At 70.9% G+C, this 25,194-nt stretch carries 22 protein-coding genes; 13 read left to right on the top strand and 9 right to left on the bottom strand.

What is annotated here, in order from left to right; all coding sequences use genetic code 11:
* Positions 1-21: 21 nt before the first annotated feature.
* Positions 22-1,968: a M48 family metalloprotease gene (locus tag AB0G04_RS31725; protein ID WP_360990171.1), complete on the bottom strand. Its 1,947-nt coding sequence runs from the start codon at positions 1,966-1,968 to the stop codon at positions 22-24.
* Positions 1,969-2,060: 92 nt separating this feature from the next.
* On the opposite strand from AB0G04_RS31725, the gene AB0G04_RS31720 reads away from it, so the two are divergent.
* The gene (locus AB0G04_RS31720) at positions 2,061-3,329 is read left to right on the top strand and encodes a cytochrome P450 (protein WP_360990169.1); all 1,269 of its coding nucleotides are present in this window, start codon (positions 2,061-2,063) and stop codon (positions 3,327-3,329) included.
* Here the strand turns inward: AB0G04_RS31720 and AB0G04_RS31715 are convergent.
* Positions 3,292-4,698: a beta-N-acetylhexosaminidase gene (locus AB0G04_RS31715; RefSeq protein WP_360990166.1), complete on the bottom strand. Its 1,407-nt coding sequence runs from the start codon at positions 4,696-4,698 to the stop codon at positions 3,292-3,294. The two genes, AB0G04_RS31720 and AB0G04_RS31715, sit on opposite strands and share 38 nt — an antisense overlap.
* Positions 4,699-4,723: 25 nt before the next feature.
* Here AB0G04_RS31715 and AB0G04_RS31710 point away from each other — a divergent pair, with 25 nt between their 5' ends.
* Genes AB0G04_RS31710 through AB0G04_RS31695 form a run of 4 tightly spaced genes read left to right on the top strand, consistent with a single transcriptional unit; the run spans position 4,724 to position 7,396 of the window.
* Positions 4,724-5,287, top strand: a complete 564-nt coding sequence (locus AB0G04_RS31710; RefSeq protein ID WP_360990164.1) for a GNAT family N-acetyltransferase — start codon at positions 4,724-4,726, stop codon at positions 5,285-5,287.
* Complete coding sequence (locus tag AB0G04_RS31705) at positions 5,262-5,768, top strand: GNAT family N-acetyltransferase (protein ID WP_360990161.1); 507 nt, start codon at positions 5,262-5,264, stop codon at positions 5,766-5,768. Before AB0G04_RS31710 ends, AB0G04_RS31705 begins: the two co-directional genes overlap by 26 nt.
* A gap of 42 nt (positions 5,769-5,810) precedes the next feature.
* A complete protein-coding gene (locus tag AB0G04_RS31700) occupies positions 5,811-6,404 on the top strand; it encodes an RNA polymerase sigma factor (protein WP_360990158.1) in 594 nt (197 codons plus the stop codon).
* Complete coding sequence (locus tag AB0G04_RS31695; protein WP_360990155.1) at positions 6,401-7,396, top strand: hypothetical protein; 996 nt, start codon at positions 6,401-6,403, stop codon at positions 7,394-7,396. Before AB0G04_RS31700 ends, AB0G04_RS31695 begins: the two co-directional genes overlap by 4 nt.
* A 126-nt stretch (positions 7,397-7,522) precedes the next feature.
* On the opposite strand, the gene AB0G04_RS31690 is transcribed toward AB0G04_RS31695, so the two are convergent.
* The gene (locus AB0G04_RS31690; protein WP_360990153.1) at positions 7,523-8,473 is read right to left on the bottom strand and encodes a YafY family protein; all 951 of its coding nucleotides are present in this window, start codon (positions 8,471-8,473) and stop codon (positions 7,523-7,525) included.
* Positions 8,474-8,535: 62 nt separating this feature from the next.
* Between AB0G04_RS31690 and AB0G04_RS31685 the strand changes: the two genes are divergently transcribed.
* From AB0G04_RS31685 to AB0G04_RS31670, 4 genes are all read left to right on the top strand, one after another.
* Positions 8,536-9,471 (top strand): ATP-binding cassette domain-containing protein, encoded by a 936-nt coding sequence (locus AB0G04_RS31685; protein ID WP_360990151.1) that lies wholly within the window; start codon positions 8,536-8,538, stop codon positions 9,469-9,471.
* Positions 9,472-9,473: 2 nt separating this feature from the next.
* Entirely contained in the window at positions 9,474-10,211 is a 738-nt protein-coding gene (locus AB0G04_RS31680) for an ABC transporter permease (protein ID WP_360990149.1), read from the top strand.
* Between the two features lie 125 nt (positions 10,212-10,336).
* Entirely contained in the window at positions 10,337-11,473 is a 1,137-nt protein-coding gene (locus tag AB0G04_RS31675; protein WP_360990147.1) for a magnesium and cobalt transport protein CorA, read from the top strand.
* A gap of 143 nt (positions 11,474-11,616) precedes the next feature.
* Positions 11,617-14,211: a lipopolysaccharide biosynthesis protein gene (locus AB0G04_RS31670; protein WP_360990145.1), complete on the top strand. Its 2,595-nt coding sequence runs from the start codon at positions 11,617-11,619 to the stop codon at positions 14,209-14,211.
* 92 nt (positions 14,212-14,303) lie between these two features.
* Here AB0G04_RS31670 and AB0G04_RS31665 read toward each other — a convergent pair whose 3' ends face one another.
* Complete coding sequence (locus AB0G04_RS31665) at positions 14,304-15,473, bottom strand: hypothetical protein (RefSeq protein WP_360990142.1); 1,170 nt, start codon at positions 15,471-15,473, stop codon at positions 14,304-14,306.
* Between the two features lie 246 nt (positions 15,474-15,719).
* Here AB0G04_RS31665 and AB0G04_RS31660 point away from each other — a divergent pair, with 246 nt between their 5' ends.
* The gene (locus tag AB0G04_RS31660; RefSeq protein WP_360990140.1) at positions 15,720-16,025 is read left to right on the top strand and encodes a PRC-barrel domain-containing protein; all 306 of its coding nucleotides are present in this window, start codon (positions 15,720-15,722) and stop codon (positions 16,023-16,025) included.
* A 54-nt stretch (positions 16,026-16,079) separates the two neighbouring features.
* Here AB0G04_RS31660 and AB0G04_RS31655 read toward each other — a convergent pair whose 3' ends face one another.
* From AB0G04_RS31655 to AB0G04_RS31645, 3 genes are all read right to left on the bottom strand, one after another.
* Positions 16,080-17,066: a ketoacyl-ACP synthase III gene (locus tag AB0G04_RS31655; RefSeq protein ID WP_360990137.1), complete on the bottom strand. Its 987-nt coding sequence runs from the start codon at positions 17,064-17,066 to the stop codon at positions 16,080-16,082.
* 234 nt (positions 17,067-17,300) lie between these two features.
* Positions 17,301-18,230 carry an MHYT domain-containing protein gene (locus tag AB0G04_RS31650; RefSeq protein ID WP_360990135.1) on the bottom strand — a complete coding sequence of 310 codons (930 nt, stop codon included), beginning with the start codon at positions 18,228-18,230 and terminating at the stop codon, positions 17,301-17,303.
* Positions 18,231-18,494: 264 nt separating this feature from the next.
* Complete coding sequence (locus AB0G04_RS31645; protein WP_360990133.1) at positions 18,495-19,364, bottom strand: response regulator; 870 nt, start codon at positions 19,362-19,364, stop codon at positions 18,495-18,497.
* A 113-nt stretch (positions 19,365-19,477) separates the two neighbouring features.
* Between AB0G04_RS31645 and AB0G04_RS31640 the strand changes: the two genes are divergently transcribed.
* Entirely contained in the window at positions 19,478-20,716 is a 1,239-nt protein-coding gene (locus AB0G04_RS31640) for a D-arabinono-1,4-lactone oxidase (RefSeq protein WP_360990130.1), read from the top strand.
* 10 nt (positions 20,717-20,726) lie between these two features.
* Positions 20,727-21,836 carry a low temperature requirement protein A gene (locus AB0G04_RS31635; protein ID WP_360990127.1) on the top strand — a complete coding sequence of 370 codons (1,110 nt, stop codon included), beginning with the start codon at positions 20,727-20,729 and terminating at the stop codon, positions 21,834-21,836.
* A 1-nt stretch (position 21,837) separates the two neighbouring features.
* Here AB0G04_RS31635 and AB0G04_RS31630 read toward each other — a convergent pair whose 3' ends face one another.
* Positions 21,838-22,260, bottom strand: a complete 423-nt coding sequence (locus AB0G04_RS31630) for a rhodanese-like domain-containing protein (RefSeq protein WP_360990124.1) — start codon at positions 22,258-22,260, stop codon at positions 21,838-21,840.
* Positions 22,261-22,331: 71 nt separating this feature from the next.
* Here AB0G04_RS31630 and AB0G04_RS31625 point away from each other — a divergent pair, with 71 nt between their 5' ends.
* Positions 22,332-23,279 carry a helix-turn-helix domain-containing protein gene (locus AB0G04_RS31625; RefSeq protein WP_360990121.1) on the top strand — a complete coding sequence of 316 codons (948 nt, stop codon included), beginning with the start codon at positions 22,332-22,334 and terminating at the stop codon, positions 23,277-23,279.
* On the opposite strand, the gene AB0G04_RS31620 is transcribed toward AB0G04_RS31625, so the two are convergent.
* On the bottom strand, positions 23,244-25,178 hold the full coding sequence (locus AB0G04_RS31620) for a beta-galactosidase (protein WP_360990118.1): 1,935 nt from the start codon (positions 25,176-25,178) through the stop codon (positions 23,244-23,246). The genes AB0G04_RS31625 and AB0G04_RS31620 overlap by 36 nt on opposite strands.
* Positions 25,179-25,194 lie beyond the last annotated feature (16 nt).

The raw sequence follows: 25,194 nt of genomic DNA, 5'->3' as shown, positions 1-25,194 counted from the left end.
CTCATCGTGTCCCGGCCAGGCTCATCGTGTCCCGGCCAGGAAGGTCACCGCCTCATCCCAGGCGGACCATCCGCCGGGCAGTTCGTCGGTGTCGAGAGCGGACCGCAGCGTCAGATCCGGGCCGTCCCGCATGTCGAGCGTCCAGCCCTTGCGCCGGCCGGCCGTCGTGGTCACCCCGGCGATGTCGGCGAACGGCACGAACCGGCCCCCGCCGGGCAGCGCAAGACCGTCACCCGCCGGGCTGCCGGAGGGTTCACCCTCGGACGCCGCCATGCCACCGACCGGCACGCCGTCCGCCGCGATCCGGGAGAGCCGGCGTTTCGACTCCGGCCCGCGTCCCCGCGGCAGCCCCGGCACCAGGAGCAGCCCGAGGTCGGTGATCAGCAGGTCGGTGCGTACGCCGTCCGCGGAGAGGTTGACCAGCCCGCCCAGCACCTGGGCCCGCGCCGAACCCGGCCGGGACGCGGCGGCGGCGAGGTCGACGCCCGCCTCGGTCAGGTAGGCCCGGACCGCCTCGGTGGTCTCCGGGTCCGCGGCCGCGGCGGCCAGTTCGGCGAGGTTGAGATAGGTCCCGTCGGCGCCGGTCACCTCGGCCGCGCCGGTCCAGCTGTGCCGCCAGCGGGCCACCCCGCTGCGCAGAGCGGCGAGGGCCAGCATCAGCCCGAGCAGCTCGACGATCCGTCCGGCTGTCTCCTCCGGCGGCACCTCCGGGAGGAGCGTCTCGGCGGCCGCCCGGAGCCGTCCGTCAGCGGCAAGGGTCAGCAGTTCCCCGGCATCGGGCACGGGACTGCCGACAGCCCGGGAGACCGCTGCCAGCGCCGCCTCGGCCTCCCGTTCCATCTCGGCGGTACGGGCCACGCTGAGACATTCGTCCCAGCTCACCACGGCTCGTCCACGCGGGGGGAAGGCCACCGCCTGCAGCGCCCGCCCGAGCGCTGGGAGATCGGGTACGAGTTCCTTGGTCTCCTCGGCCTCCTTCGCCTCCTCGGCGCTCTCCGTGCCCTCAGCGGACTCGGCCGGCTCCCCGGGATCGGCAGCGGCCGGGGGTGACAGGGCCGCGATCCTCTCGGCCAGTGGCGGGTGCGGGTCCCACGGCCCGGCCGGTTCCGGTTCCCGGGCCCGCAGCATGGCCATCTCGGCGGTCCGGGCCGCCAGCACCCGCAGCAGTCCGCCGAACACGTCGTCCGGCACGTAGCCGGCCTGCCAGCCCGGTCCGACGTACTCGGCGTGGAAGAGCCGCTGCATCCCGGCGAGCGCCGGCAGGTCCCGCAGAGCCGCAACGGTGGCGGCGGTGCCCGCGTGTGCGGCGGCGATCCGATCGGCGGCGAGCTCCTGCTCCCGGCCGAACGGCGCGTCCAGCCGCCGGTACAGCGCCGCGTAGGCCCGCAGCGCCGGCCCGGCCGGATTGCGCCGGGAGATCCGTGGCAGGGTTCGCCCGGCCGCGACCCGGCCGCGGTGCGCGAGCGGGGCCCACCGGCCCAGCGTGGGTGACCCGTGTGCCAGTTCGTGCGTGACGACCGCCTTGAGCCGGTCCGGCTCCAGCGCCTGCAGCAGCGGAAGGCCGAGGTAGAGGTCACGCCGGCCGGCGATCAGCCCCAGCAGCCGGGTGCGTTCACCGACCGCGGCGGTGGCGTCGGCGACCACGGTCACGCCGGCCGGCACCGGCACTCCGGCGGCCGCGGCGGCCTCGTCCACCAGCTCCCACAGCCGGGGCGCCTGCTCCCGGCCGACCGCCACGCCGGCGGGGACGCGGTGCCGGATGTGCAGGGCGCGCCACGTCGCGTACGCCAGGGTGCCGAACGTGGCCAGGCTGAGCGGGACACCGATGCGCAGGGCGAACGAGCTGGGCAGCAGCCACAGCACCGTCCAGAGCGCCAGCAGCACGGCCGCGAGCTGAAGTCCCGCGACGATCAGGAACCCGGCCAGCGCGACGGCCGACCGGGCCGCCCCTGGTGCACCCTTGCTCAAGCCGCACTCCTCCCGCGCGAGTCGGCCCCCAACAGTAGGGCCAAAACGGTGCGTAACCGTTTCGCGCACGTCGCGTGGGTTATACGAGCCCTATGGCTGACCTCGATCAGACACTTGCCGTCGCCCTGAAGGGGTACGCGTGGCTTCCGGATCTCCGCCGCCGGGTGAGTGGCGGCCCGGTGCGGACCCGGGTGATGGGACAGCCCGCCGTCGGTATCTGCGGCCCCGCGGCGGCGCGGTTCTTCTACGCGGACGGGAACCTGGAACGGCACACGGCACTGCCGGAGCTCGTGGTCCGGACACTCTTCGGCCGCGGGGCGGTGCACACCCTCGACGGGGCCGCGCACCGGCGCCGCAAGTCCCTCTTCACGTCCCTGCTCATGGGGGACGGGATCGACCGGCTCGCCGCGATGGCCGGGGAGGAGTTCGACGTGGCGGCCGCCCGGTGGCGCGGCGGGCCGCCGGTGCGCCTCTTCGACGAGGCGGCGGTGATCATCACGCGGGCGGTGTCGCGCTGGACCGGCGTACCCCTGGAGGACCGTGAGGTGACCTCCCTCGCCCGGGACTGTGTCGCGATGGTGGACGGCTTCGCGACGGTGGGCCCGCGCAGCGCCCGTGCGCTGCTGGCGCGGCGGTCACAGGAACGGCGTCTTTCGAAGATCATTTCCGCGGTACGCGCGAAGCCGCTCTCCACCAGCCCGTTGTCGGTGGTGGCGCACCACAGCGACGAGGACGCGCTGCTCGATCCGCGGACCGCCGCCGTCGAGCTGCTGAACATCCTGCGCCCGACGATCGCGGTGGCGTGGTTCGCCGCGTTCGCGGCACACGCGATGGACATGTGGCCGGGTCATCAGGCGCGGATACGGGCCGGCGACGACGAGTTCACCGAGGCGTTCACGCACGAGCTGCGGCGCTTCTACCCGTTCGCCCCGTTCCTCGGCGGCCGGGCGCTGCGCGACCTGTTCTTCCAGGGCGAGCCGATCCCGGCCGGGACGCTGGTGCTGCTCGACGTCTACGGCCAGAACCACGACCCGGAACTGTGGCCGGATCCGTACCGGTTCGATCCGGAGCGCTTCCTGGGACGGGAGACCGGCGAGTTTGACCTGATCCCGCAGGGTGGTGGCGATCCGAGGACCGGCCACCGATGCCCCGGCGAGAAGATCACCGTGGCGCTGCTCGGCACCCTGTCCCGGCGGCTCGCCGGACTGGACCACTACCTGCCGCCGCAGCGGACCGGGATCGACCTGTCCCGGATCCCGGCAGTGCCCCGGGACCGGATCCGTCTCGTCGTCCCGGAGCACCGCCCGGCGTTCAGCGGCACGCTCAGTGCCAGTCGATCTCCGGTGAGCGGTGGAAGCTGATTCCGGCGGCCTCCCAGCGGGGGCCGAAGGCGGCCAGCCGGGCCCGGAAGGACTGCCAGTCCCGGCTTTCCCGCGGTGACCAGGCCACCTCGGCGACGGCCGGCAGCCGCGGGAAGGTGAGGTGGCGGAGGTCGTCGACGCTGCGCAGGGTCTCCGACCAGAGCGGCGCCTCGACGCCGAGGATCGACTCCTCGCCCACGCCGGGAAGCCGGTCGGCAGGATCCCAGTCGTAGGCGCGCTCGACGCTCACGTGTCCGGCCCAGTCGAGTCCGAGCCGGGTGCCGGCGTCGTACTTCATGTCCAGGTAGGTGCGGTCGGCCGGGGAGACGATCACCCGGCGGCCGGCCGCGGCGGCGCGGGCCACGGCGTCGTCGGCGGCCTCGATCCGCCAGTACTGGACGACCGCGTCCTCGGGCAGGTCCGCGGTGGCGATCTCGTGCCAGCCGATCACGGTCTTGCCGAATCGGCCGGGCATCGGCAGCACCCGGGCGAGGAAGGCCCGGTAGTCCTCTGCCGGCGTGGACAGGCACTCGTCGCCGCCGATGTGCAGGTAGGGGCCGGGGGTCAGGTCGGCGACCGTCTTGAGGACGGCCTCGACGAAGGCGTACGTCTCCTCCTTGCCCGCGACCAGCGAGGAGTAGCCGACCTCCGCGTCGGTACGCGGCTCGACCGGCTGCCCGTCGGCGGTGAGTTCCGGATAGGCGACGTGCACGGCGTTCACGTGTCCGGGCATGTCGATCTCCGGGACGATCGTGACGAACCGCTCGGCGGCGTAGTCGACGACGCCGGCGTACTCGGCACATGTCAGCCAGCCCGCGCCGGCTCCGTCGACACCGGTGCCGGGACCGCCGCTGACCTCGGTGAGCCGGGGCCAGCCGGGGATCTCCAGCCGCCAGCCCTGGTCGTCGGTGAGGTGCAGGTGCAGATGATTGATCTTGAACTGGACCAGCAGGTCGATGTGCGCCTTGATCTCGTCGGCGGTGAAGAAGTGCCGGGCGATGTCGAGCATCGCGCCGCGATAGGCGTAGCGCGGACGGTCCTCGATCACGCCGCCGGGTACGACCGCGCCGAACTGGAGCAGCGTCTGCACGCCCCAGAACACTCCCTGCGCGGAGCCGCCGAGCAGCGTCACGCCGCTCGGGGTGATCTCCAGGCGGTACGCCTCCGAGGGCAGCGCGTCGTCGAGGCCGAGCCGGATCGCACCGTCGGCGGCGGCCGGCAGTCCCAGGTACGCCGCGACGCGCTCGAGTGCCGGCGGGGCGCTCACCGTCGTACTCGCGGTGATCGTGAACGATGCGTCCGTGACCGGCCGCACCGATGCCGGCCGGGGGATAACATCGCCGAGTTGTTGTTCCGTCCGCTCGCTCACTCTGAAGATTGTAAACAGTTACGCCATGACGACCATCACACGTCCTGCTCGCCCGGGTGACGAAGCGGTCCTGCACGACCTGGCCGCACGGACATTCTGGCTGGCCTGCCCGCCGGGAACCGCGCAGGCCGACATCGACGCGTTCGTCGCCGCGCACCTGTCCGAGAAGAGCTTCGCCGGTTATCTGGCCGACCCGGCCCGGACCATCGTGATCGTGTCGGTGGACGACCGGCCGGCCGGCTATTCGATGCTGGTCAGCGGCCCGATCACCGACCCGGACGTGTCCGCGGTGGTGGACGGGGCCACCAGCGTCGAGCTGAGCAAGTTCTATCTGACGGCCGAGCGGCACGGCGGCGGCGCCGCGCACGAGCTGATGTCCGAGACCCTGGTGGCCGCGGCGCGAACCGGCGCCCGGACCTGCTGGCTCGGCGTCAACCAGCGCAACGAGCGGGCCGCCCGGTTCTACGCCAAGCACGGCTTCGAGGTCGTCGGGGTGAAGCGGTTCCTGGTCGGCTCCGAGTGGCACGACGACCACATCCGGCAACGCCGCCTATCCTCCACGAATGGCTCTGGTACGACCGGCTCGTGACGAGGACGCGGCAACCATCGTGGACATCTGCACGCGGGGTTACCGGCACACCTATCCGGCCCTGCTGAGCAGCGAGTTCATCGAGCGGATGATCGCCGAGTTCTACCACCTGGAGAGGGTGGCCAAGGAGGTCGCGCCCGCACCGCCCGGCTGGCTCGGCTACCAGGTCGTCGAGGAGGACAGCCGGGTCCTCGGCGCGGCCGGCGGCGGCCTGACCGCACCCGGCGTGGGCGAGCTGTTCGTTCTCTACCTCGACCCGGACGAGCGCGGCCGCGGGCTCGGCACCCTGCTGCTGGACCGGGTCACCGAGCAGATCCGCGAGTTGGGCGCCACGCAGATGTGGGTGGCCGCCCTGGACGGCAACGAGCTGGGCATCCCGTTCTACGAGGCGCGCGGTTTCCGCAAGGTGGAACGGCGCCGCACCTACGGCTCCACCGAGGCCGACAACGCCTGGTCGTGGCGGCTCTCCCGGCCGATCTGAGGTCCGCGTGAACCGGATCGGCCGCTGCGGGCATCAACGGTTGTGAACGACCTACGCTCGCAACCGACGCACCTCGCCGACGACGTGCTGATCCGGGAATCGGTGCGGCAGCCGGATCAGTTCGCGCCGCTCTTCGACCGGCACGCGGTGGCCGTCCACCGCTATCTGGCCCGCCGGATCGGAGCGCCCGCGGACGACCTGCTCGCCGAGACGTTCCTGATCGCGTTCCACCGCCGGGCCTCCTATCAACCGCTCGGCCTCGAGGTACGGCCCTGGCTGTTCGGGATCGCCACGAACGTCCTGCACCGGCACGTGCGGCAGGAGGAGCGCCGGTACCGGGCCTTGGCCCGCGCAGCCGGGGAGCAACCACGGCCGCACGCCGACGACTCGGCCGACGACCGGGTGGATGCCGCGGCGCTGCGGGCCGAGCTCGCCGCGGCGCTGGCCCGGCTCAAACCCGGCGACCGCGACGCGCTGCTGCTGCTGGCCTACGCGCAGCTCTCGTACGCCGAGATCGCCGCGACCCTCGACATCCCGGTCGGCACCGTTCGCTCCCGGATTAACCGGGCCCGCAAGGTGACCCGCGCCGCGCTCAACCTTCCCGCCGCGTTCGACCTCCCCGAGGAGGAGAAGTGAACGACATCGAACTGCTCGACTCGTACGGTCCGGACGCTCCCCCGCCCTCGGGTGCGGCTCTCGACGCCGCCCGCGCCAGGTTGCTCGACGCCATCGACCCGGCCCCGGCCCGGCGCCGCCCGTTGCTGACCCGCCGCCTCGGTGTGGCGGTGTCCGGACTCGGCCTGGCCGCCGCGGTGGTCGTCGCCGGTGTCACTCTCCCCCGGTTCGCCGATCGCCCGGAACCGGCCGGGACGGCCACCGCGGAGGGGCCGGCGACCGCGAAGGGGCCGGCCCGGACCGGCGGGATCCGACTGGTCGCGGCGCGTACTCCGCAGTTCCCCTGGACGCTTCCCGGTCTCGGGCGCGCGGTCTTCACCGCCGATCCGGGCGGTCCGGTCATCGCGGTGTACCTGGCCGACGACCGCAGCGACGTCTACCTTGCCGGCGCCGACGAACCGACCGGCGGGAAGAGCGTCGAGGTCGGTGGGCGCGAGGGCCGGATCATCGAGTTCAGCGGAACCGCGCCGGACGGACTGCCACCGCTCGTCCTGGTCTGGGAACACCGTCCGGGGCAATGGCTGCGGCTGACCGGCCATCACCGGTACGGCACCGAACAGGCGCTGGTCGCGCTGGCGGAGACGGTTCAGGACAAGCCGCAGCGGCTGCGCTTCGAGGTGACCGTGGGCCTGATCCCGGCCGGCTGGGAGCTGGCCGGTTTCAAGGACGAGAGCATCCTGACGTACCGCGACCCGGCCGACCCGGAAAACGACTTCTACGTCCAGTGGGCGCCGGCGGACCAGCCCCTGTTCCGCGCCGAGGAGATGGAGGGGCTGCAGAAGGCGACGAAGGTGACCGTGCGCGGCCGGCCGGCCGACCTGTTCCAGGCCACCGAGTTCTGGATGGTGCAGGCCCGGCTCGCGGACGGCTCGGCCTTCCGGTTGATGACGCCACCGTCGTTCACGAAGGAGCAGATTCTCGAGCTCGCGGGCTCGGTCCGGCGAGGCACCTGAAATTTGCCGAGATTTATATAAGCGACGAGCGATACGTGACAGGAATTTGTCGTACCCCGTCGCTAACTTGTTTCCTGCGGACCGGCGCCACGGGGGCGCCGGTTCGTCCACATTGTCTGTTTCTCGTCAGGCCGCATGCCGCACCAGATTCTCGCCGGTCGTTCGGATCCGCTCCCGCAGCTCGGCCGGACACTCCACTGTGAACGGCACGGCCAGCACTCCGAGCACCATGACGGGCCAGCCCAGATCGTCGACGCCCATCCGCAGGCGGCAGCCGTCCGGCAGCTCCTCGATGCGGCCCCAGTTCCCGACGAAGGCCCGCACCGTCTCGGCCGGCGCCTCGATCACCACCGAGACGTCGTACCGGTTCGGGATGGTCCGCATCCGGGAACGCAGCCACTCCACCGGGTCGCCGCCGGGCAGGTCACGCGGGCGGAACCGGGCGCCGGTCGGCTGCGGGGCGGTCAGCCGGTCCACCCGGAAACTGCGCCAGTCGCCGCGCTCCAAATCCCACGCCACCAGATACCAGCGCCGGCCGAGCGAGACCAGCCGATGCGGTTCCACGTGGCGGCGGGCAGCCTCGCCCTCGCGAGGGGCATAGTCGAACCGCAACCGCTCCTCACCCCGGCAGGCCATGGCAAGCGTGGTGAGGGTGATCGCGTCGAGCACGGGGCCGCCGCCGAACACTCCCGGCGAGGTGACCGCCTGCAACGCGTCGATCCGGCGCCGGAGCCGGGGCGGGAGCAACTGGATCACCTTCGCGAGAGCGCGTACCGAGGTCTCCTCGAAACCGGCGACCGCGCCGGCCGCGGCGCTGCGCAGGCCGACCGCGATGGCGACCGCCTCCTCGTCGTCGAGCAGCAGGGGTGGCATCGCCGCGCCGGCCTGCAGCTGGTAGCCACCGGCGACGCCGCGGGACGCGTCCACCGGATAGCCCAGTTCGCGGAGCCGGTCGACATCGCGCCGGAGCGTCCGGGCACTGACCTCGAGACGGCCGGCGAGTTCGGAGCCCGGCCAGTAGCGGTGGGTCTGCAGCAGCGACAGCAGTCGCAGCATCCGTGCACTCGTGTTCGCCATGGGTCCCAGACTCCCTCTGATTGCGGTCAGAAAGTGGCCGCATCCGATCCTATCGTCGAGGCATGATTGAGACGCGAGAGCTGACGAAGCACTTCAAGGACGTCCGCGCCGTCGCCGGCATCGATCTGACGGTGGCCCGGGGCGAACTGGTAGCTCTGCTCGGTCCGAACGGCGCCGGCAAGTCGACCACGCTGCGCATGCTCACCACCCTCATCCCGCCGACCAGCGGCACCGCCCGGGTGGCCGGCTTCGACGTGGTCCGGCAGCAGCGCGAGGTACGGCTGCGGATCGGATACATCGGGCAGGGCAACGGCGCGGGGCACAGTCAGCGCGGTCGCGACGAACTGATCAGTCAGGGCCGGGCGTACGGGATGGGCGTCAAACCCGCACGCGCCCGCGCCGACGAGCTGATCGAGTCGCTGGGCCTGGCCGAGGTCGCGAACCGGACCGTCTCCACCCTGTCCGGCGGCCAGCGCCGCCGCCTCGACATCGCGATGGGCCTGATCCACGCGCCCGAGCTGCTCTTCCTCGACGAGCCGTCGACCGGGCTGGACCCGCAGAACCGGGCCAACCTGCAGGAGCACATCGTCCGGCTGCGCGCCGAGCACGGCACCACGATCGTGCTGACCACCCACTACCTGGAGGAGGCCGACTCGATGGCCGAGCGGGTGGTGGTCATCGACCACGGGCGGATCATCGCCGACGACTCACCGCAGCGGCTCAAGGCCGAACACGTCGGCGACCGGGTGATCCTCGGGTTCGCGTCGGCGGACGAGGCGGCGCGGGCCGCACAGTCCTCCGGCGGGCGGCAGGACGGCACCGCGGTCCGGATCACCGACGAGGACGGGCCCCGGCTCGCCGCGCGGCTGGCCTCGCTCGGCCCGGTCTCGATCGAGGTCATCCGCCCGACCCTGGACGACGTCTTCCTCAATCTGACCGGCCGCAGTCTCCGTGAGGACGCCGCGGCCGTGTCCAAGTCCGAGCTCGTGGAGGCCTGATCATGACTTCGCTCGTTTCCGACACCCGGGTCGTCTTCAGCCGCGAGCTGCGGCCGGTCCTGCGCGACCCGTTCTCGGTCATCTTCTCGATGATCCAGCCGCTGTTCTTCCTGGCCCTGTTCGCGCCCCTGCTGCCGGGCGACAACTCGTTGCAGTGGTTCGTGCCCGGGATCATCGTGATGTCGTGCCTGTTCGGCTCCTCGATGACCGGGTCGAACCTGCTCTTCGAGATGCAGACCGGCTCGCACGAACGGATGCTGGTCACCCCGCTGCGCCGGCCCGCGCTGCTGATCGGGCGGGCGCTCAAGGAGATCGTCCCGATGTTCGTGCAGGCCGGCGTGATCGTGGCGGCGTGCATCCCGTTCGGCTTCGAGCTGCACCTCGCCGGGGCGCTGCTGGGCCTGCTCGTCATGGCCGCGTTCTGCATCGGGCTGGGCGCGCTGTCGTACACGCTGGCTCTCGCTTCGAAGAGCAAGGAGTGGCTGTTCTGGACCGTACAGCAGACCCTGATCTTCCCTCTTCTGCTGCTGGCCGGGGTGCTGCTGCCGCTCGACGACGGGCCGGGCTGGCTGAAGGCGCTCTCGAAGATCAACCCGATGACGTACGTGGTGAACGCCGAACGAGCCCTGTTCAACGGCGACGTGTGGGCGCGCAGCACGGTCGAGGGCCTGATCGCCGCTGTCGTGGTCGGCGCCGTGGGCCTGACCGTCGGCGTCCGGGCGATGAAGCGCTCCGACTGACCCAGCCCGCCCGGCTGGCGCACACCGCTGTCTCGAGCGGGTTGAGACAGCGGTGTGCGACAGCCGGGACCTGGGCCGCTACCTTGTGCTTCGCAACTTACGGCGAGGCGGAAGGTGGCGGGCCGATGCTCGGTCGCGAACGTGGTGACAGGCGACGGCGGCTGCTTCCCCTGCCCGATCTGCCCGGCGCGGTCAAACAGTTCCTCGGCGCCATCGCCCGCCCAGGCCTGCCCGCCGGGCCGGCCCGGCGTCCCGGCAACCCGGACGCGGTGGTGGACTGCGCGGTCTACGCCGGCGGGCTCCGGCACGGCGGCGCGGCGCAGCTGCCCTACCCCGAGGCGGCGCGGCTGGCCCAGCGGCGCCGCGGCGCCTTCGTCTGGCTCGGCCTGCACGAACCCGACCTGGCCACGATGCGGCCGGTGGCCGAGGTGTTCGACCTGCACGAGCTGCTCGTCGACCAGGCCGTGTCGGGCGGGGGCCACCGGCCCGGCGTGGAGACTCTCGGCGACGTGACCCGGCTGGTGCTGCGCACCGCCCGGTACGTCGAGCACGACCGGCTGACCGCCACCTCCGAGGTGGTCGAGACCGGGGACGTGACGGTGCTGATCGGCCCCTGGTTCGCGATCACGGTGCGGCACGGCCCGGTCGGCCCTCTCTGGGAGGTACGCAAGGAGCTGCAGAACCGCCCCGAGGTGCTCAGCCAGGGGCCGTGGTCGGTGGCGTACGCGGTCGGCAGCCGGATGGTCGACAGTTACCTGGACGTGGCCGAGCACGTGGAGCACGACCTGGAGCGCATCGAGGAGGAGACCTTCGCCTCCGACCGCACCTCCGAGTTCGCCCACATCTACCAGCTCAAACGGGAGATGGTGGAGTTCAAGCGGGCGGTCCTGCCGCTGGCCGAGCCGCTGTCCCGCCTGCTGGAGTCCCATGGTCTGCCGGCCGGTCTGCGGCCCTACCTCGAGGACGTGCGCGGGCGGCTGTCCCGGGCGGTGGACCGGGTCGGCGGCTTCGACGACCTGGTGAACTCGATTCTGCAGGCCCGGCTCGCGCAGGTGGCGGTGGACCAGAACCACGACATGCGCAAGATCGCCGCGTGGGCCGCCATCGCCGCGGTGCCGACCGTGATCGCCGGCATCTTCGGGATGAACTTCGACGTGATGCCTGGGACCGAGGAGCCGTGGGGCTTCTATGCCGCGGTCGGCACGATGCTCCTGATCGGCGGCGGCCTGTATCACCGCCTGAAAAGCTCCGGCTGGTTATGATCACTGATAGTAACTGCACCATATTCCTCCAATAAGGCCATCTTGCAGGCCATAAGGCCAGTCGAGCCCAAGCGTCCTGACCTACCGGTGAACACGGCGAGTTACTAAGTTCAGTGACTGCGTCGACCATTGGGGGATTCAGAGTGACGGCTACCCACGCCGCACCGCGGCACGCCGGGCCCGGCCCGACGGGCAAGCGCGGCATCTTCACCGCCCTCAAAGGGCACGTAGACCTGCTCCTGAACGCGGGCTCACTGATGGCGACCACGCTCATCACGTCCGTGTTCGGCTTCGCCTACTGGTGGGTCGCGGCCCACCTCGCGCCGCAGGCCGCCGTCGGCCAGGCCTCGGCCGCGGTCTCGGCGATGACCCTGATCGGCACGATCGGCATGTTCGGCATGGGCACCATGCTCATCGCCGAGCTGCCGGCGGTGGCCCGCGGCAAGTGGGACCTGATCTCCACCTGCCTGCTCACCGCCGGAACCGCCGCGACCGCCGGTGGCCTCCTCTACGTGCTCGTGGCGAACCTGTGGGTGCCGAGCCTGCGCGACGCGCTCGGCGGGACACCCGGCACGATCCTGCTGGTCGTCGGTATCGCCCTGAACGCGATGACCCTGGTCCTGGACGAGGCCATGGTCGGCCTCCTGCAGGGCCCGCTGCAGCTGATGCGCAACGCCTGGTTCTCGCTGATCAAGCTGGTACTGCTCGCCGCCGTAGCGGTGATCCCCGGCCTCGCGCTGACCGGAACGGTGCTGCTGCTGACCTGGGTGGCCGGCATCGTGGCCGCCACCGCGATCCTGTTCCGCACGCTGCGCCGCCGCGGCATGATCGATTCGCTGCGGCCCCGGCCCGGCCTGATGCGCGGACGCGGACGGGCGACGTTCGACCACAACCTGCTGAACCTGGCCACCTATCTGCCACGGGCCGCGCTGCCGCTGATCGTCACCGCGACCCTGTCGGCGGAGGCCAACGCGGCTTTCTACACCGCGTTCATGGTGCTGTCGTTCATGGCCATGGTGCCCGGCAACGTGGCGCTGACCCTGTTCGCGGTGACCGCCGGCGACCGGAGCGCACTGCGCGGCAAGGTCCGGGTCGGCCTGCTGATCTGTCTCGGTGGCGGCTTCCCGGCCTCGCTCGTGGTGCTGTTCCTGAGCGAACAGATCATGGGCCTCTTCGGTACGGCGTACCGGGTGACCGCCGGTCAGGCGCTGGCCGTCCTGTCGCTCACCTACGTGCCCTTCGTCTTCCACCACTTCTTCCTGGCCATCTCCCGGGTGCAGAACAGGCTGCGCGGCGCGGGGATCTTCTCGGTCTTCGCGGGCGTGACCGAGTTGCTGGCCGCCTGGTGGGCCGGCTCCACCGGCGATCTGAACGAGCTGGTCACCGCGGTGGCCGTGGTGATGGCGATCGAGATGGTGCTGGTCGCCCCGATCGTGCTGAAGGTCGTCTTCGCACCGGTCCCCGACATGTCCGCGGTATCAGAGGGAGTAAACGTCATGTCCACCACCAGCCTGACCCTGCACGAGCGTGCCTGGCTGCCGCTGGAGTACATCCGTACCGTCGGCCCGCTGACCGGGGTCGACGCGGCACGGGTCCGCAACGCGCTGATCGGCCTGCACGCCGCCGACCCCACGCACCGGGCGGTGTCCCGGCTGGACCGTTCCGGCGCCCGCTGGCAGCACATGGACGCCGTGTCGTTCGCTGCCTACGTGCAGGAAGCGGTTACCGACATCGGTCACGGACCGGTCGACTTCGACACCATGACCCGGCACCTGCAGTCCGAGCCGCGCGCCCACCACCCGGTGCGGATCCTTGTCGGCGGCGGGTACCTCGCGCTGAAGGTGTCGCACGCCTACGGCGACGCCGGCCCGGTGAACACCCTGGTCCACGAACTGATCCAAGCGGCGTACGAGGGTCGCGCGGCCCGGATCGCCCCGTCGAAGCGGCACCGCACCGCGTTGCCGAAGGCGTGGTGGAAGCAGTTCGGCCTGCAGCCCGGTCGATGGAAGGAGGGGCTGAGCTTCGCCCGCCCGCCGCACGACGAGGAGGCTCCGGTCCGGCCGTGGCAGGCGAACCTCACCGTGGTCACGGCCCGGTCCGGTCAGGTGCTCGGCCAGATGCGGACCTGGCGGGACCAGTACGCGCCCGGCGTCACCACCTCGGCGATCACCTTCGCGGCGTTCACCTCGGCCCTGATCGAACTCGGGTTCCGGCCCGACCTGCGCGGTGGCACGTTCCTCGCCGACGCCCGCCGTTACCTGGACGCCGGCGTCAGCATCGACAGCAACTTCTGCATGGGTCCGTTCCTGTCGCCGCCGAGTCTCACCGACCCGATGGCCATCCACCGAACGCTCAAGGCGGAACTGGCCACCGGCCGGATCCTGACCATGATGCTGCTCCGCGAGGGCAAGATCCTGCTCAGCGGCGCTCCCGGGATGCCCGACCCGTACCCCACCGCGGTGGCGATCGAGCCGCGGCCCCGGCTGACCTTCAGCAATCAGGGCCGCCACGACATGCTCGGCGACCTGCCGTGGGCGGTCGAGCCGGCCGGGCGGGTCAACCAGAGCGTGCCGACGCTCAACGGTCCGGAGGGCATCACGCTGACGACCAGCGAGATGAACGGGGTGCTGCACCTCGAGGCCACGTTCCACGCCACCACGTACGACCCGGCACTCGTCGCCCGGGCCCTCGACATGGTATGCCGGAACCCCGCCGGACTGATCATGGCAAACCGTTGAAATAACAATTCCCATACGAAACGCCCGGCCGCTGAATCCAGCGGCCGGGCGTCCGTTATTCGCGAGCCGATCCGGCGCTCATCGAATCATGATCAATTGCGCGGGCCGTTCTCGCCGCCGTTACGCGGGCCATTGTTCTGTCGCCCGCCGTTGTCCCGCTGGCCGCCGTTGTCCCGCTGACCGCCGTTGTCCCGCTGACCGCCGGCCTGCTGCTGGCTGCCGGTGCCCTGCTGGCCGCCGGCCTGCTGGGTGCCGGTGCCCGGCTGCTGAGCACCGGCCTGCTGCTGAGTGCCAGTGCCCGGCTGCTGAGTACCGGCCTGCTGCTGAGCGCCGGTGCCCGGCTGCTGAGCACCGGTGCCCGGCTGCTGAGTACCGGTCTGCTGCTGGCTGCCGGTGCCCGGCTGCTGAGCACCGGCCTGCTGCTGAGTGCCAGTGCCCGGCTGCTGAGTACCGGTCTGCTGCTGGCTGCCGGTGCCCGGCTGCTGAGCACCGGCCTGCTGCTGAGTGCCAGTGCCCGGCTGCTGAGTACCGGTCTGCTGCTGGCTGCCGGTGCCCGGCTGCTGAGCACCGGCCTGCTGCTGAGTGCCGGTGCCCGGCTGCTGGGTGCCGGTCTGCTGCTGGGTGCCGGCGGACGTGCCCTGGCCACCACCGGGGGTGTGCTGACCAGGGCCGCCCTGCCCCGGCCCGTAGGGTCCCTGCGGATCCTTCGGGCCCTGCCCCGGACCGCCGTGCCCCGGACCGCCGGGACCGTCGTGGTTCGGGCCGCCCGGGTAGCCGTGCCCGGGACCGCCCGGACCGCCGTGGCCACCCGGGCCGGTGTTCCGCAGCACGGGCAGCGAGAGCACCGCCGTGCGCGTCTGGGTGCGCGACCTGAAGCCGCACTGGTCGTACGAGATGGTCGCCCACAGCTTGGCCACACCCGGCCGCCGCATCTGCGGCGTGACACGGATCTTGGTGAAGTCGTTGCGTCCCGGCCACAGCTTGTCACCGCGGGAGAACGACGCCGACCGCTTGAAGCCGGTGTAGTCGACTCGCACCCGCTCGCCACGAACCCGGACCTCGGCGTCGCAGATCGGCCGGTCGGTGCGCCAGTGAATGGTCACCCAGCTCCCGGTGTTGGCCCGCACCGACTGGAGCCAGCTCGACACCGGCTGGGGGCCGCGAGGCGCCGCGCCGGCCGGGGCCGCGGCGACCGTCGCCGCCATGCCGACAGCCGCCGTGGACAGGGCGACGATCGCCCCGAGTCGCTGTGTCTTCCGCATCAGAAATCCTCCAGTACCTGAGTCCGCCCGCTTCATCAGCCGGCCTGACGAAACGGACAATATGCGGATTCAACGCAAAGGCGGGCGCTTACGGCGGCGTTTCGGCATGAAAAAGATAATACGGACAAAATGTTTAGAACAACTCGACCGAAAAGATGATGTTGCCGGGGTCGGCTGAATCGTCGCGGAGGCGGGTAAAGCGAACACATGACACAGCACACCGCACCAGAGGACCTTGGCGCGCCGGTGTCGTACCTCGTTCTGAAGGACGGCACCGACGTCTACGACCGCTCCGGCGACCCGGTGGGCACGGTGGACCATGTGCTCGCCGACGAACAGGCCAACATCTTCCACGGCCTGCTGATCAAGACCGCGGACGGGCACCGGTTCGCCGGCGGCGACCAGGTCGACGGCCTGTTCGAGCACGGCGTGATCGTCGCCGAGCCGGCCGGACGGCTGGCCACGCCGGCCGCCGACGCACCGGCCGGACTGGCCGAGAACCGGGCCACCGGCCTGCAGCGGGCATGGGCCTGGCTGGTCGAGCCCAAATAACGAAAAAGACCGGCCCGTCATGAAAAATCGGGCCGGTCTTTTCGCAAACGAACGTCAGTGCCCCCAGCGCACCAGAGCCGCACCCATCGACATGCCACCGCCGAAGCCGGCCAGCAGCACGAGTTCGCCGTCGCGCAGCGAGCCGTCACGGTTGGCCTCGTCCAGGGTGACCGGCAGGGACGCGCTGCCCACGTTGCCGTACCAGGGCAGCGTCAGGTGGGTGTGCGCGTTCTGGAAGCCGGCCGCGTTCACCAGTTCCTGCAGCATGATGCCGTTGGCCTGATGCGGCACGAAGTGGTCGACGTCCTCGGCCTTGAAATCGTTGCGCCGCAGGAGGGCGTCGAGCGCCGGCGGCACCGAGGTCGCCACGAAGTCGCGGACCCCGCGGCCGTTCATCCGGAAGTAATGATCACCGGCGGCGACCGTCTCCGCGGAGGCCGGCAGGCGGCTGCCGCCCGCCTTGACGTGGATCAGGTCGTTGGCGTCGCCGCGCGAGGCCAGATCCAGGTCGATGATGCCGTAACCCTCGGGCACCCGGCCGACCACCGCGGCACCGGCGCCGTCACCGAAGAGCACGGCGGTACGCCGGTCACCGAAGTCCAGGATCCGCGAGTAGATGTCCGCGGCGATCACCAGCACCAGCGCGTCGGGGCTCGTCCGGACCAGACCGTTCGCCACCCCGAGGGCGTAGACGAAGCCGGCGCAGACCGCGTTGACGTCGAAGCAGGCGGCCCGGGTGGCCCCGATCGCGTACTGGACCAGATTCGAGGTCGGCGGCTGCGGTGAGTCCCCGGTGGACGTGGAGACGATGATGTAGTCAATTTCGGCCGCCGTCACCCCGGCCCGCTCCAGCGCCGAGTGCGCCGCGCGAACCGCCAGATCGGAGGCCGCCTGATCGGGGGCGGCGAACCTGCGCGCCTCGATCAGGGTCTTCCGGGACACCCACTCGGGATCCGCGTCGGGCACCAGCGCGAGCAGGTCCACATTGGTCACGACCCGCTCCGGGAGGTACGACCCGGTACCGAGAATCCCTACCGCCACGCCTGTTCCCCCAGCTCTCCGCACGTTTCACGTTTCCCGTCCCGCCCTGCAAACCTAGCCACACAGGGCGGGAACTAGCGGATCGATCAGCTGACGGTTCGGCTGATTAAGAACGGACAGTCGTTAGGGCGCCATCGGCCCGGGGCCGGATCTGATGAACCCTTTTCGACTCGGCATCGGGCCGATCCGCTGATCGGTGACGAGCCAGGCGGCCCGTGCCAAGTCCAGAATGGTTCACTGACGACCGCGGTCGCGGTACGTCCAGGAACCGTCACCGAGAGTGGTGCGCCCGGCACGACCACCCGGCTGCTGCTGCGGCTGCTGACCGGCAGGCTGACCGCCGAACGGAACCTGCGACGCCGCCTGGGCCTGGGCTCGTTCCTGGGCGTGCCGGGTGTCGATGCGCGCCCGCAGGTACTCGGCGGCCGCCCGGTCCTCCTCGGTGGGGGCCGAGACGAGGGCGTACCCCATGCCGATGATGGCGAAGACCACCGCGGCACCGACCGGTACCAGCAGGCCGGCCGCGGTAGCGCCCTCGACCGAGCCGAACTCGCTCTGCGGCACCACCGACATGGCGAGCATGCCCGTGAAGTGCATGCCGTTGACCGCGATGCCCATCACCAGAGCGGAGATGAAGATGGCGATCGGCTTGGTGACGACCAGGGTGAGCCAGAGCGCGACGGTCGCCGCGACCACGGCGATCGCGATCGATGCGATCACCTCACGACCGGAGTAGTGGATCTCGCCACGCAGCTGCATGGCGGCCATTCCGGTGTAGTGCATGGCCGCGACGCCGAGTCCGGCCAGGACGCCACCGATCAGGATCCGGATCTTGGAAGCGGTCTGCCCGAGCAGCGCGATGGCCAGGCCGACACCGACCGAGACCAGCGCGATGACGGCACTCGCGACGGTGAGGGGGATGTCGTAACGGATCGGCGTGCCGTCCACGTCGAAGCCCATCATGGCCACGAAGTGCATGCTCCAGATGCCCGTCGCGCCGATGGCGACCGCGGCAAGGGCCAGCCACCAGAACCGCTCGCCGCTGGTCTTGGCAGACCGGAGCCGGACAGCGCTGGTGAGACCGAGTAGTGATCCGAGTACGGAGAGGATGTAGCTGACTGTTGGGGTCAGCGCCCCGTACTCGAAATGATGGATCTGCGCCATCTCGCGCTGTTCCTCTCGTTCGCGATTCCGCCGGGCTGCATACTGCCCGCACCAACGCCATGGGCGTGACTGATTGTGACGCAGGTTTCGTTACGAGAGAACGTGCACAGCATCTCGATTTGGATCACGCCAAACGTGAGACGGGGCGGTTAGTCGCACTTAAGACTGCATATCACCACAGAAGGTGACACAGTGATCACACAGGAATTGTGACGCCTGAAATAACTTTCGGTAACACCGGAGAAATCCTCATAAAACTAGGGATCACCCGGCGCGAGCCAGCAGGAGCAACGCCTGCGCACGCTGGGAATGCAGGATCTGCACGGTGTCCTCGGTACAGGTGCCCGGCGTCTCGTCCATCACGCACAGGGTTCCCACCACGTGCCCCTGGGGCGAGTGCAACGGCACGCTCGCATAGGACCGCACCCCACTCACCGAGAAGAGCGGAGACGTGGCGTACTCCTCGTCGGCGGCACTGTCGCTGATCAGCACCGGCACGTCCTCGGCCACCACGATGGTGTCCGGCGACCACTCGGCCGGCACACCCCCGGCCTCGCGGACCCAGCGCGGCATGCCGTGCGATCCGGCCACCACCACACTGTCGTTGAGGACCAGGGTGATGGCGGCGGCCGGCACCCCCGTCAGCTCGGTGAGCCGCTCGGCGAACGCGTCCAGGGCGTCGGCGTGCGCCGGCCGGGTCAGGAAGTCGGAGACCGCGAGCAGCCGCTCGACGTCGACGAGCTGATGAGCGGCGTCGTGCTGCTCCGGCGTCTCCCCGTTGCGGCGCGCGGCGAGCAGTTCGTTTGCCGCCTCCACCACGTGCTTCGGGCGCACCGGCTTGGAGATGGTCACATCGCAGAGCCCGCGGGCGGCGGCCGGTGCCGCAGCGGACAGCATGATCAACGGGATCGAGGCGGTGGCCGTGTCGCCGCGCAGCCGCCCGGCCACGTCCAGACCGCTCATGCCCGGCATGTGATGGTCCAGGATGACCAGGTCCGGGCCGGTCTCACCGATCATGTCGAGGGCGGCCGGGCCGGTCGGCGCGGTGTGAACGGTATGCCCCGCATTGCTCAGCACGGTGGCGAGAAGTTGCGCGATGTCGGTGTCGTCCTCCGCTACCAAGATCGACGCCATCCCGTATCCCCCTCGCTCTCACCACGGGTCGACCGACCCTAACCCGCTCCGCTGATGCCGCACCCGTGAACAGGCAATACCTCGAAGATCGGGAGCCGGATTAGGGTGGGGTGATGCGGGAACGTCTGACCAACTGGGCCGGGAACATCGAATTCGGCGCGCGACGGCTGCACCGGCCGCGCACCCTCGACGAGCTGCGTGAGGTGGTCTCCGGTTCGGAACGCGTGCGGGTCCTCGGTAGCGGGCACTCGTTCAACCGGCTCGCCGACACCGACGGTGACCTGGTGTCCCTGGCCGCTCTGCCACGCACCGTCGAGATCAGCGCCGACCGCACCTCGGTCCGGGTCGACGGCGGCATCCGGTACGGCGAGCTCGCCGCCCACCTCGCCGCCGAGGGCCTGGCCGTGCACAACATGGCGTCACTGCCGCACATCTCGGTGGCCGGGGCGGTCGCCACCGCCACCCACGGCTCCGGTGTGCGACACGGCAACCTGGCCACCGCGGTCTCCGGCCTGGAGATCCTCCGTGCCGACGGCTCGGTGACGGTCCTCGACCGGTCCGACCCGAGTTTCGCCGGAGCGGTCGTCGGCCTCGGAGCACTCGGCGTCGTCACGGCGCTGACCCTTGATGTCGTCCCCGCCTTCGAGCTGCGGCAGTACGTCTACGAGAACCTGCCCGAGGCGTCCCTGCCCGGGCATCTCGAGGAGATCCTGTCGGCCGGCTACAGCGTCAGCCTCTTCACCCGCTGGACCGGCGCCGGCATCGACCAGGTGTGGCTCAAACGCGCGGAGGAGCTCTCCGGCGACCTCTTCGGCGCCCGCCCGGCCGACGGCCCGCGGCACCCGGTGCCCGGCATGCCCACCGTCAACTGCACCGAGCAGGGTGGCGTGCCCGGCCCCTGGCACGAGCGGCTGCCGCACTTCCGGATGGAGTTCACCCCGAGCAGCGGCGAGGAACTGCAGTCGGAGTGGCACGTGCCCCGCAGCGAGGCACTGTCCGCGATCGGGGCGGTGGCCGGGCTCCGGGAGCGGGTCGCGGCGGTTCTTCAGGTCTGCGAGATCCGTACGATCGCCGCCGACGACCTGTGGCTGAGCCCGAACCACGGCCGGGACAGCCTGGCCCTGCACTTCACCTGGATCGCCGACACCGAGGCCGTCCTGCCGGTGGTCGCCGACCTGGAGAAGGCGCTCGCACCGCTCGACGCCCGCCCGCACTGGGGCAAGATCTTCACGACGGCTCCGGCCGGGCTGCGCGAGTCCTACGAACGCTTCGACGACTTCGTCGCACTTGTCGATCGTTTTGATCCACAGGGGACGTTCGGTAACCCCTATCTGGACACACTGTTGCGCTAGGTTGTGTCCCGTGGAAAAACGGGTCACCTGGGCTGAGCTCTTCTTCGACCTGGTCTTCGTCTTCGCCGTCACGCAGGTGTCGCACCTGCTGCACGACGACCACTCATGGGGTGGTGTCGGCCGGGCGCTGATCGTCTTCGTGCCGATCTACTGGGCGTGGGTCGGCACGTCGATCCACGGCAACACCCACGACGTGGACAACCCGGTCGATCGGCTGGGTGTCTTCGGGGTCGGGCTGGCGAGCCTGTTCATGGCGCTCGCCGTGCCCTACGCCTATGAGGATCGCGGTGTCCTGCTCGGCGCGGCGTACTGGGCGGCACGGCTGATCCTGGCGGCGCTGGTCTTCCGCGGCTGGCGCAACATCCCGGTCAACACGTTCAGCGTCTCGGTCGTCGTCACCGGACCGATGATGCTGGCCGGCGGCCTGCTCGACGGCTGGGCGCGGATCGGGCTGTGGGCGGCGGCCGCGGCGATCGACCTGCTCGTCCCGCGTCTGGTCCGCCGCCGGCTGGCCCTGATCAAGTTCGACACACATCATCTGCCCGAGCGGTTCGGCCTGTTCCAGATCATCGCGCTCGGCGAGTCGGTGGTGGCGGTCGGTGGGGTGGCCGCGGGCGAGTCGCTGACCGCGGCCCGCCTGCTCGCCGTGGCGGCCGCGTTCGCGCTGGTCTGCGGCCTCTGGTGGGTCTACTTCTCGTATGCGGCGGACGGCATCCGTCATGCGCTGGCCACCGCGACGGTGCAGACCGACGTGATCCGCACCGTCCTGGCGTACGGCCATCTGTTCCTGATCGCCGCCGTGATCGCCGTCGCCGTGGGCCTGGCGGAGGTGGTCGCGCACCCGGGCGGCCACCTGCACATGGACGCGGCCGCCCTGCTCTTCGGCGGCACGGCCCTCTACCTGGGCACTTTCGTCTACACCCGCTGGCGGATGTTCCGCACCCCGGCGTACGGCCGGGGTGCGGCCGCTCTGGCTTCGCTGGCGCTTCTGCCGCTGGCTGTGCTGCTACCCGCGGTGGTGGCACTGTCCTTGCTGGTCCTGGTGCTGGTGGCAATCAACGTGGTGGAGACAGTGACGGTCGGTCGCCGGGCCCGGGTGGCAGCGGACGAGGTGGCCTGACTCAGCAGCCGCAGGCCACCCCGGCCGGGGCGGTGAGCTGGTCGGCGGGCCGGGCGATCCGTCCCTCGGCGGTGTCGACCGGGAAGCCCTCGCGCACCCAGTACTCGTATCCGCCGATCATCTCCTTGACCCGGTATCCGAGCCGGGCGAACTCCAGTGCGGCCTTGGTGGCCCCGTTGCAGCCGGGGCTCCAGCAGTAGGTGACCACCTCGCTGCCGGCCGGGACCAGGTCGGCGGCGCGGGCGGCGATCTCCCGGGTGGGCAGGTGGATCGCCTCCGGGATGCGGCCCTGGTCCCACGACTCGGTACTGCGGGTGTCGACGACCACCACGCCGGGCGTACCCGCCTCGAGATCGTGGTGGACGTCGCTGACGTCGGTCTCGAAGCGGAGGCGGTTGCTGAAGTATTCGATCGCGCTGGTCATGGAATAGATCGTGCCGCCCGCGAGGGCGCCGGCCCAGTGGCGGCGGCGCCACCTACCGCTAAGATCCCGCCATGCGCCGCGTGGCTGTTCTCGCCTATCAGGGGATGTCCGTCTTCGAGACCGGCATCGTCACCGAGGTGTTCGGGCTGCCCCGCCCCGAGTTCGACTTCCCCTGGTACGAGCTGACGATCTGCGCCGAGACACGCGGGCCGGTCCGCCTGGTCGGTGGCGCCGCGATGCACACCGAGCACGGCCTGGACACCTTCGCGGCCGCGGACACGCTGATCGTTCCCGGAGTGCCGGACGTCCGTGTCGGCCCGTCGCCCGAGCTGGTGGCCGCCCTGCGGCACGCCCACCGCCGCGGTGCACGGATCATGTCCATCTGCTCGGGGGCGTTCGCGCTGGCCGGGGCCGGCCTGCTGGACGGCCGGCGGGCCACCACCCATTGGCGGTACGCGGAGACCCTGCGCCACCGCCACCCGGACGTCCTCGTCGACGCCGACGTGCTCTACATCGACCACGGCGACGTGCTGACCAGCGCGGGCAGTGCGGCGGGCCTCGACCTGTGCCTGCACGTGATCCGTTGCGATCACGGCCCGAAGGTGGCGAACATGGTGGCCCGTCGCTTGGTGGTGCAGCCGCACCGGGACGGCGGTCAGGCCCAGTTCATCGAGGCGCCGATGCCCGGCGAACCGGACGACGACCGGTTGTCCCGCAGCATGGAGTGGGCGCTCGGCAACCTGACCGAGCCGATCACCGCCGAGGTGCTGGCCCGGCGTGCGCACATGTCCGAGCGCACCTATCTGCGGCACTTCGCGCGGGCCACCGGGACCACCCCGATCCGCTGGCTGATCAACCAGCGGGTGCAGGCCAGCCTCGCCCTGCTGGAGGCGTCCGGCACACCGATCGAGGAGGTGGCCGCCGCGGTCGGCTTCGAGAGCACGGTCACCTACCGGCACCACTTCGGACAGGTCATGCGCACGTCACCCTCGGCCTACCGCCGGGCCTTCCACGGCTGACCGGATCCGTACCCCGCCGGCCGGCACCACGACGTCACCGACATCGGCCGGCACACTGCCGTGGTTGAAGAGGAAGAGCAGATCACCACGGCGTACCGCCTCGACCTCCGGTGGCAGCCCGGTCAGCACCGGCTCGGCCCCGGCCTCCCGCGCGACCCGGCTCAGCAGGGTCTGGAGGGAGTCGTCGGTCAGGCCGGTCGACACGTACCAGGCGCTGCCCGAGCCGTACCGGTTCCGGGTAACCGCGGGGGCTCCGGCCAGCGGCCCGCCGGCATAGAGGCTGATCGTCTCGGCGCCGGCGGTCTCGACCCGTTCGATCCAGCGGTCCGCGGTCAGGCCGTCGTCAAGGGTGATCGTGGTGCCGGAGGGCTGCGGGTGCCACTCGACCACCCGTACCCCCAGGATCTCGCGGAAGGCACCGGGATAACCGCCGAGCCGGATCCGGGTGTCGGGTTCGGCGATCCCGCTCAGATAGGTCACCACCAGGTGCCCGCCGGCCGCCACGTAGTCACGGAAGGCGGCGGCCGCCTCGTCGGACACCAGGTATAGATGCGGCACGACGATCATCGCGTAGTCGCCGAACCCGGTGGCGACACCGGGGAAGACGAAGTCGGTCTGCAGCTTGGCCCGGAACAGCGCGCGGTGCGCCTGGCGTACCGCGCCGAGGTAGTCGATGTCCTTCGACGGCAGTCCGGGCGCCTGCAGCGCCCACCAGGAGGGCGCGTCCCAGGTCACCGCGACGCTCGCGGCGGGCGGGTCGGCCGTGGCCACTTCGGAGAGATTCCGGAGGGTACGCCCCAGCGCCACCGCCTCGCGGAACACCGGAGTGTCCGGCCCGGCGTGCGGCACCAGCGCCGAGTGGAACAGTTCGGCCCCGCCGCGCGGCTGCCGCCACTGGAAGTACATCGCCCCGCTCGACCCCCGGGCCACATAGCTCAGGCTGTGCGCGGTCAGCCGTCCCGGTTCCTTGGCGTGCATCCGGCCGCGCGTGTAGATCAGGTTGGGTCCCGTCTCCATGAGCAGCCACGATCCGCCGCCCCAGCCACGCGCCAGGTCGGCGGCGAACGCCGTCTCCTCCTCGGCGCCCGGCCCGGCGTCGTCGGGGTAGTGGTCGACCGCGACGATGTCGACCTCCTCGGCCCAGCGGGCATGGTCCACGCTGACCCAGCCGCCCTGTACGAAGTTGGTGGTGACCGGCACCTCCGGGTTGGCGGCGCGCAGCAGATCACGCTGCTCGACGAAGCCGCCGAGCAGTTCGTCGGAGAGGAAACGGCGGAAGTCGAGCGCGTGGGCCGGGTTGGACAGGTACTGGGTGGTGCGCGGCGGCATGATCTGTTCCCAGGCGGAGTAGCGCTGGCTCCAGAATGCCGTGGTCCACGCCTCGTTGAGGGCGTCGAGGTCGCCGTGTTTCTTACGCAGCCAGGTCCGGAACGCGGCCGCGGTGACATCGCAGCGGCAGTCGGTGCCGTACTCGTTGTGCACATGCCACATCGCCAGCGCCGGGTGGTGGGCGTACCGCTCGGCGAGCCGGCCGGCGATCTCCCGGGCGGCCGCACGGTAGGCCGGCGACGACACGCAGTAGGTGTCCCGGCTGCCGTGGGTGAGCCGGACGCCGTCGGCGTTGACCGGCAGCGCCTCGGGGTGGGCGAGACTGAACCAGGGCGGCGGCGAGGCGGTCGGGGTGGCCAGTGCGACCTTGATGCCGCCCGCGTGCAGCAGGTCCAGCACCCGGTCGAGCCAGCCGAACTCGTAGCGGCCCCGCTCCGGCTCGAGGTTCGACCAGGAGAAGACGCCGACCGTGGCGATGTTGACCCCGGCCCGCCGCATCAGCGCGACGTCCTCCGCCCAGACCTCCTCCGGCCACTGCTCCGGGTTGTAGTCGCCGCCGAAGAAGAGCATCCGCAAACCCACCCTT

The organism is Actinoplanes sp. NPDC023801, from assembly GCF_040639655.1.
Taxonomy (GTDB): Bacteria; Actinomycetota; Actinomycetes; order Mycobacteriales; family Micromonosporaceae; genus Actinoplanes.
The sequence above is the reverse complement of the archived record's forward strand: the minus strand, read 5'-3'. Positions and strand labels throughout refer to the sequence as shown.

Excerpts from the sequence above, each read along its gene's own strand:
- AB0G04_RS31720 (WP_360990169.1), top strand. The coding sequence starts at position 2,061 with ATGGCTGACCTCGATCAGACACTTGCCGTCGCCCTGAAGGGGTACGCG.
- AB0G04_RS31710 (WP_360990164.1), top strand. The coding sequence starts at position 4,724 with ATGACGACCATCACACGTCCTGCTCGCCCGGGTGACGAAGCGGTCCTG.
- AB0G04_RS31705 (WP_360990161.1), top strand. The coding sequence starts at position 5,262 with ATGGCTCTGGTACGACCGGCTCGTGACGAGGACGCGGCAACCATCGTG.
- AB0G04_RS31690 (WP_360990153.1), bottom strand. The coding sequence starts at position 8,473 with ATGGCGAACACGAGTGCACGGATGCTGCGACTGCTGTCGCTGCTGCAG.
- AB0G04_RS31685 (WP_360990151.1), top strand. The coding sequence starts at position 8,536 with ATGATTGAGACGCGAGAGCTGACGAAGCACTTCAAGGACGTCCGCGCC.
- AB0G04_RS31680 (WP_360990149.1), top strand. The coding sequence starts at position 9,474 with ATGACTTCGCTCGTTTCCGACACCCGGGTCGTCTTCAGCCGCGAGCTG.
- AB0G04_RS31675 (WP_360990147.1), top strand. The coding sequence starts at position 10,337 with ATGCTCGGTCGCGAACGTGGTGACAGGCGACGGCGGCTGCTTCCCCTG.
- AB0G04_RS31665 (WP_360990142.1), bottom strand. The coding sequence starts at position 15,473 with ATGCGGAAGACACAGCGACTCGGGGCGATCGTCGCCCTGTCCACGGCG.
- AB0G04_RS31650 (WP_360990135.1), bottom strand. The coding sequence starts at position 18,230 with ATGGCGCAGATCCATCATTTCGAGTACGGGGCGCTGACCCCAACAGTC.
- AB0G04_RS31645 (WP_360990133.1), bottom strand. The coding sequence starts at position 19,364 with ATGGCGTCGATCTTGGTAGCGGAGGACGACACCGACATCGCGCAACTT.
- AB0G04_RS31640 (WP_360990130.1), top strand. The coding sequence starts at position 19,478 with ATGCGGGAACGTCTGACCAACTGGGCCGGGAACATCGAATTCGGCGCG.
- AB0G04_RS31630 (WP_360990124.1), bottom strand. The coding sequence starts at position 22,260 with ATGACCAGCGCGATCGAATACTTCAGCAACCGCCTCCGCTTCGAGACC.
- AB0G04_RS31625 (WP_360990121.1), top strand. The coding sequence starts at position 22,332 with ATGCGCCGCGTGGCTGTTCTCGCCTATCAGGGGATGTCCGTCTTCGAG.
- AB0G04_RS31620 (WP_360990118.1), bottom strand. The coding sequence starts at position 25,178 with ATGCTCTTCTTCGGCGGCGACTACAACCCGGAGCAGTGGCCGGAGGAG.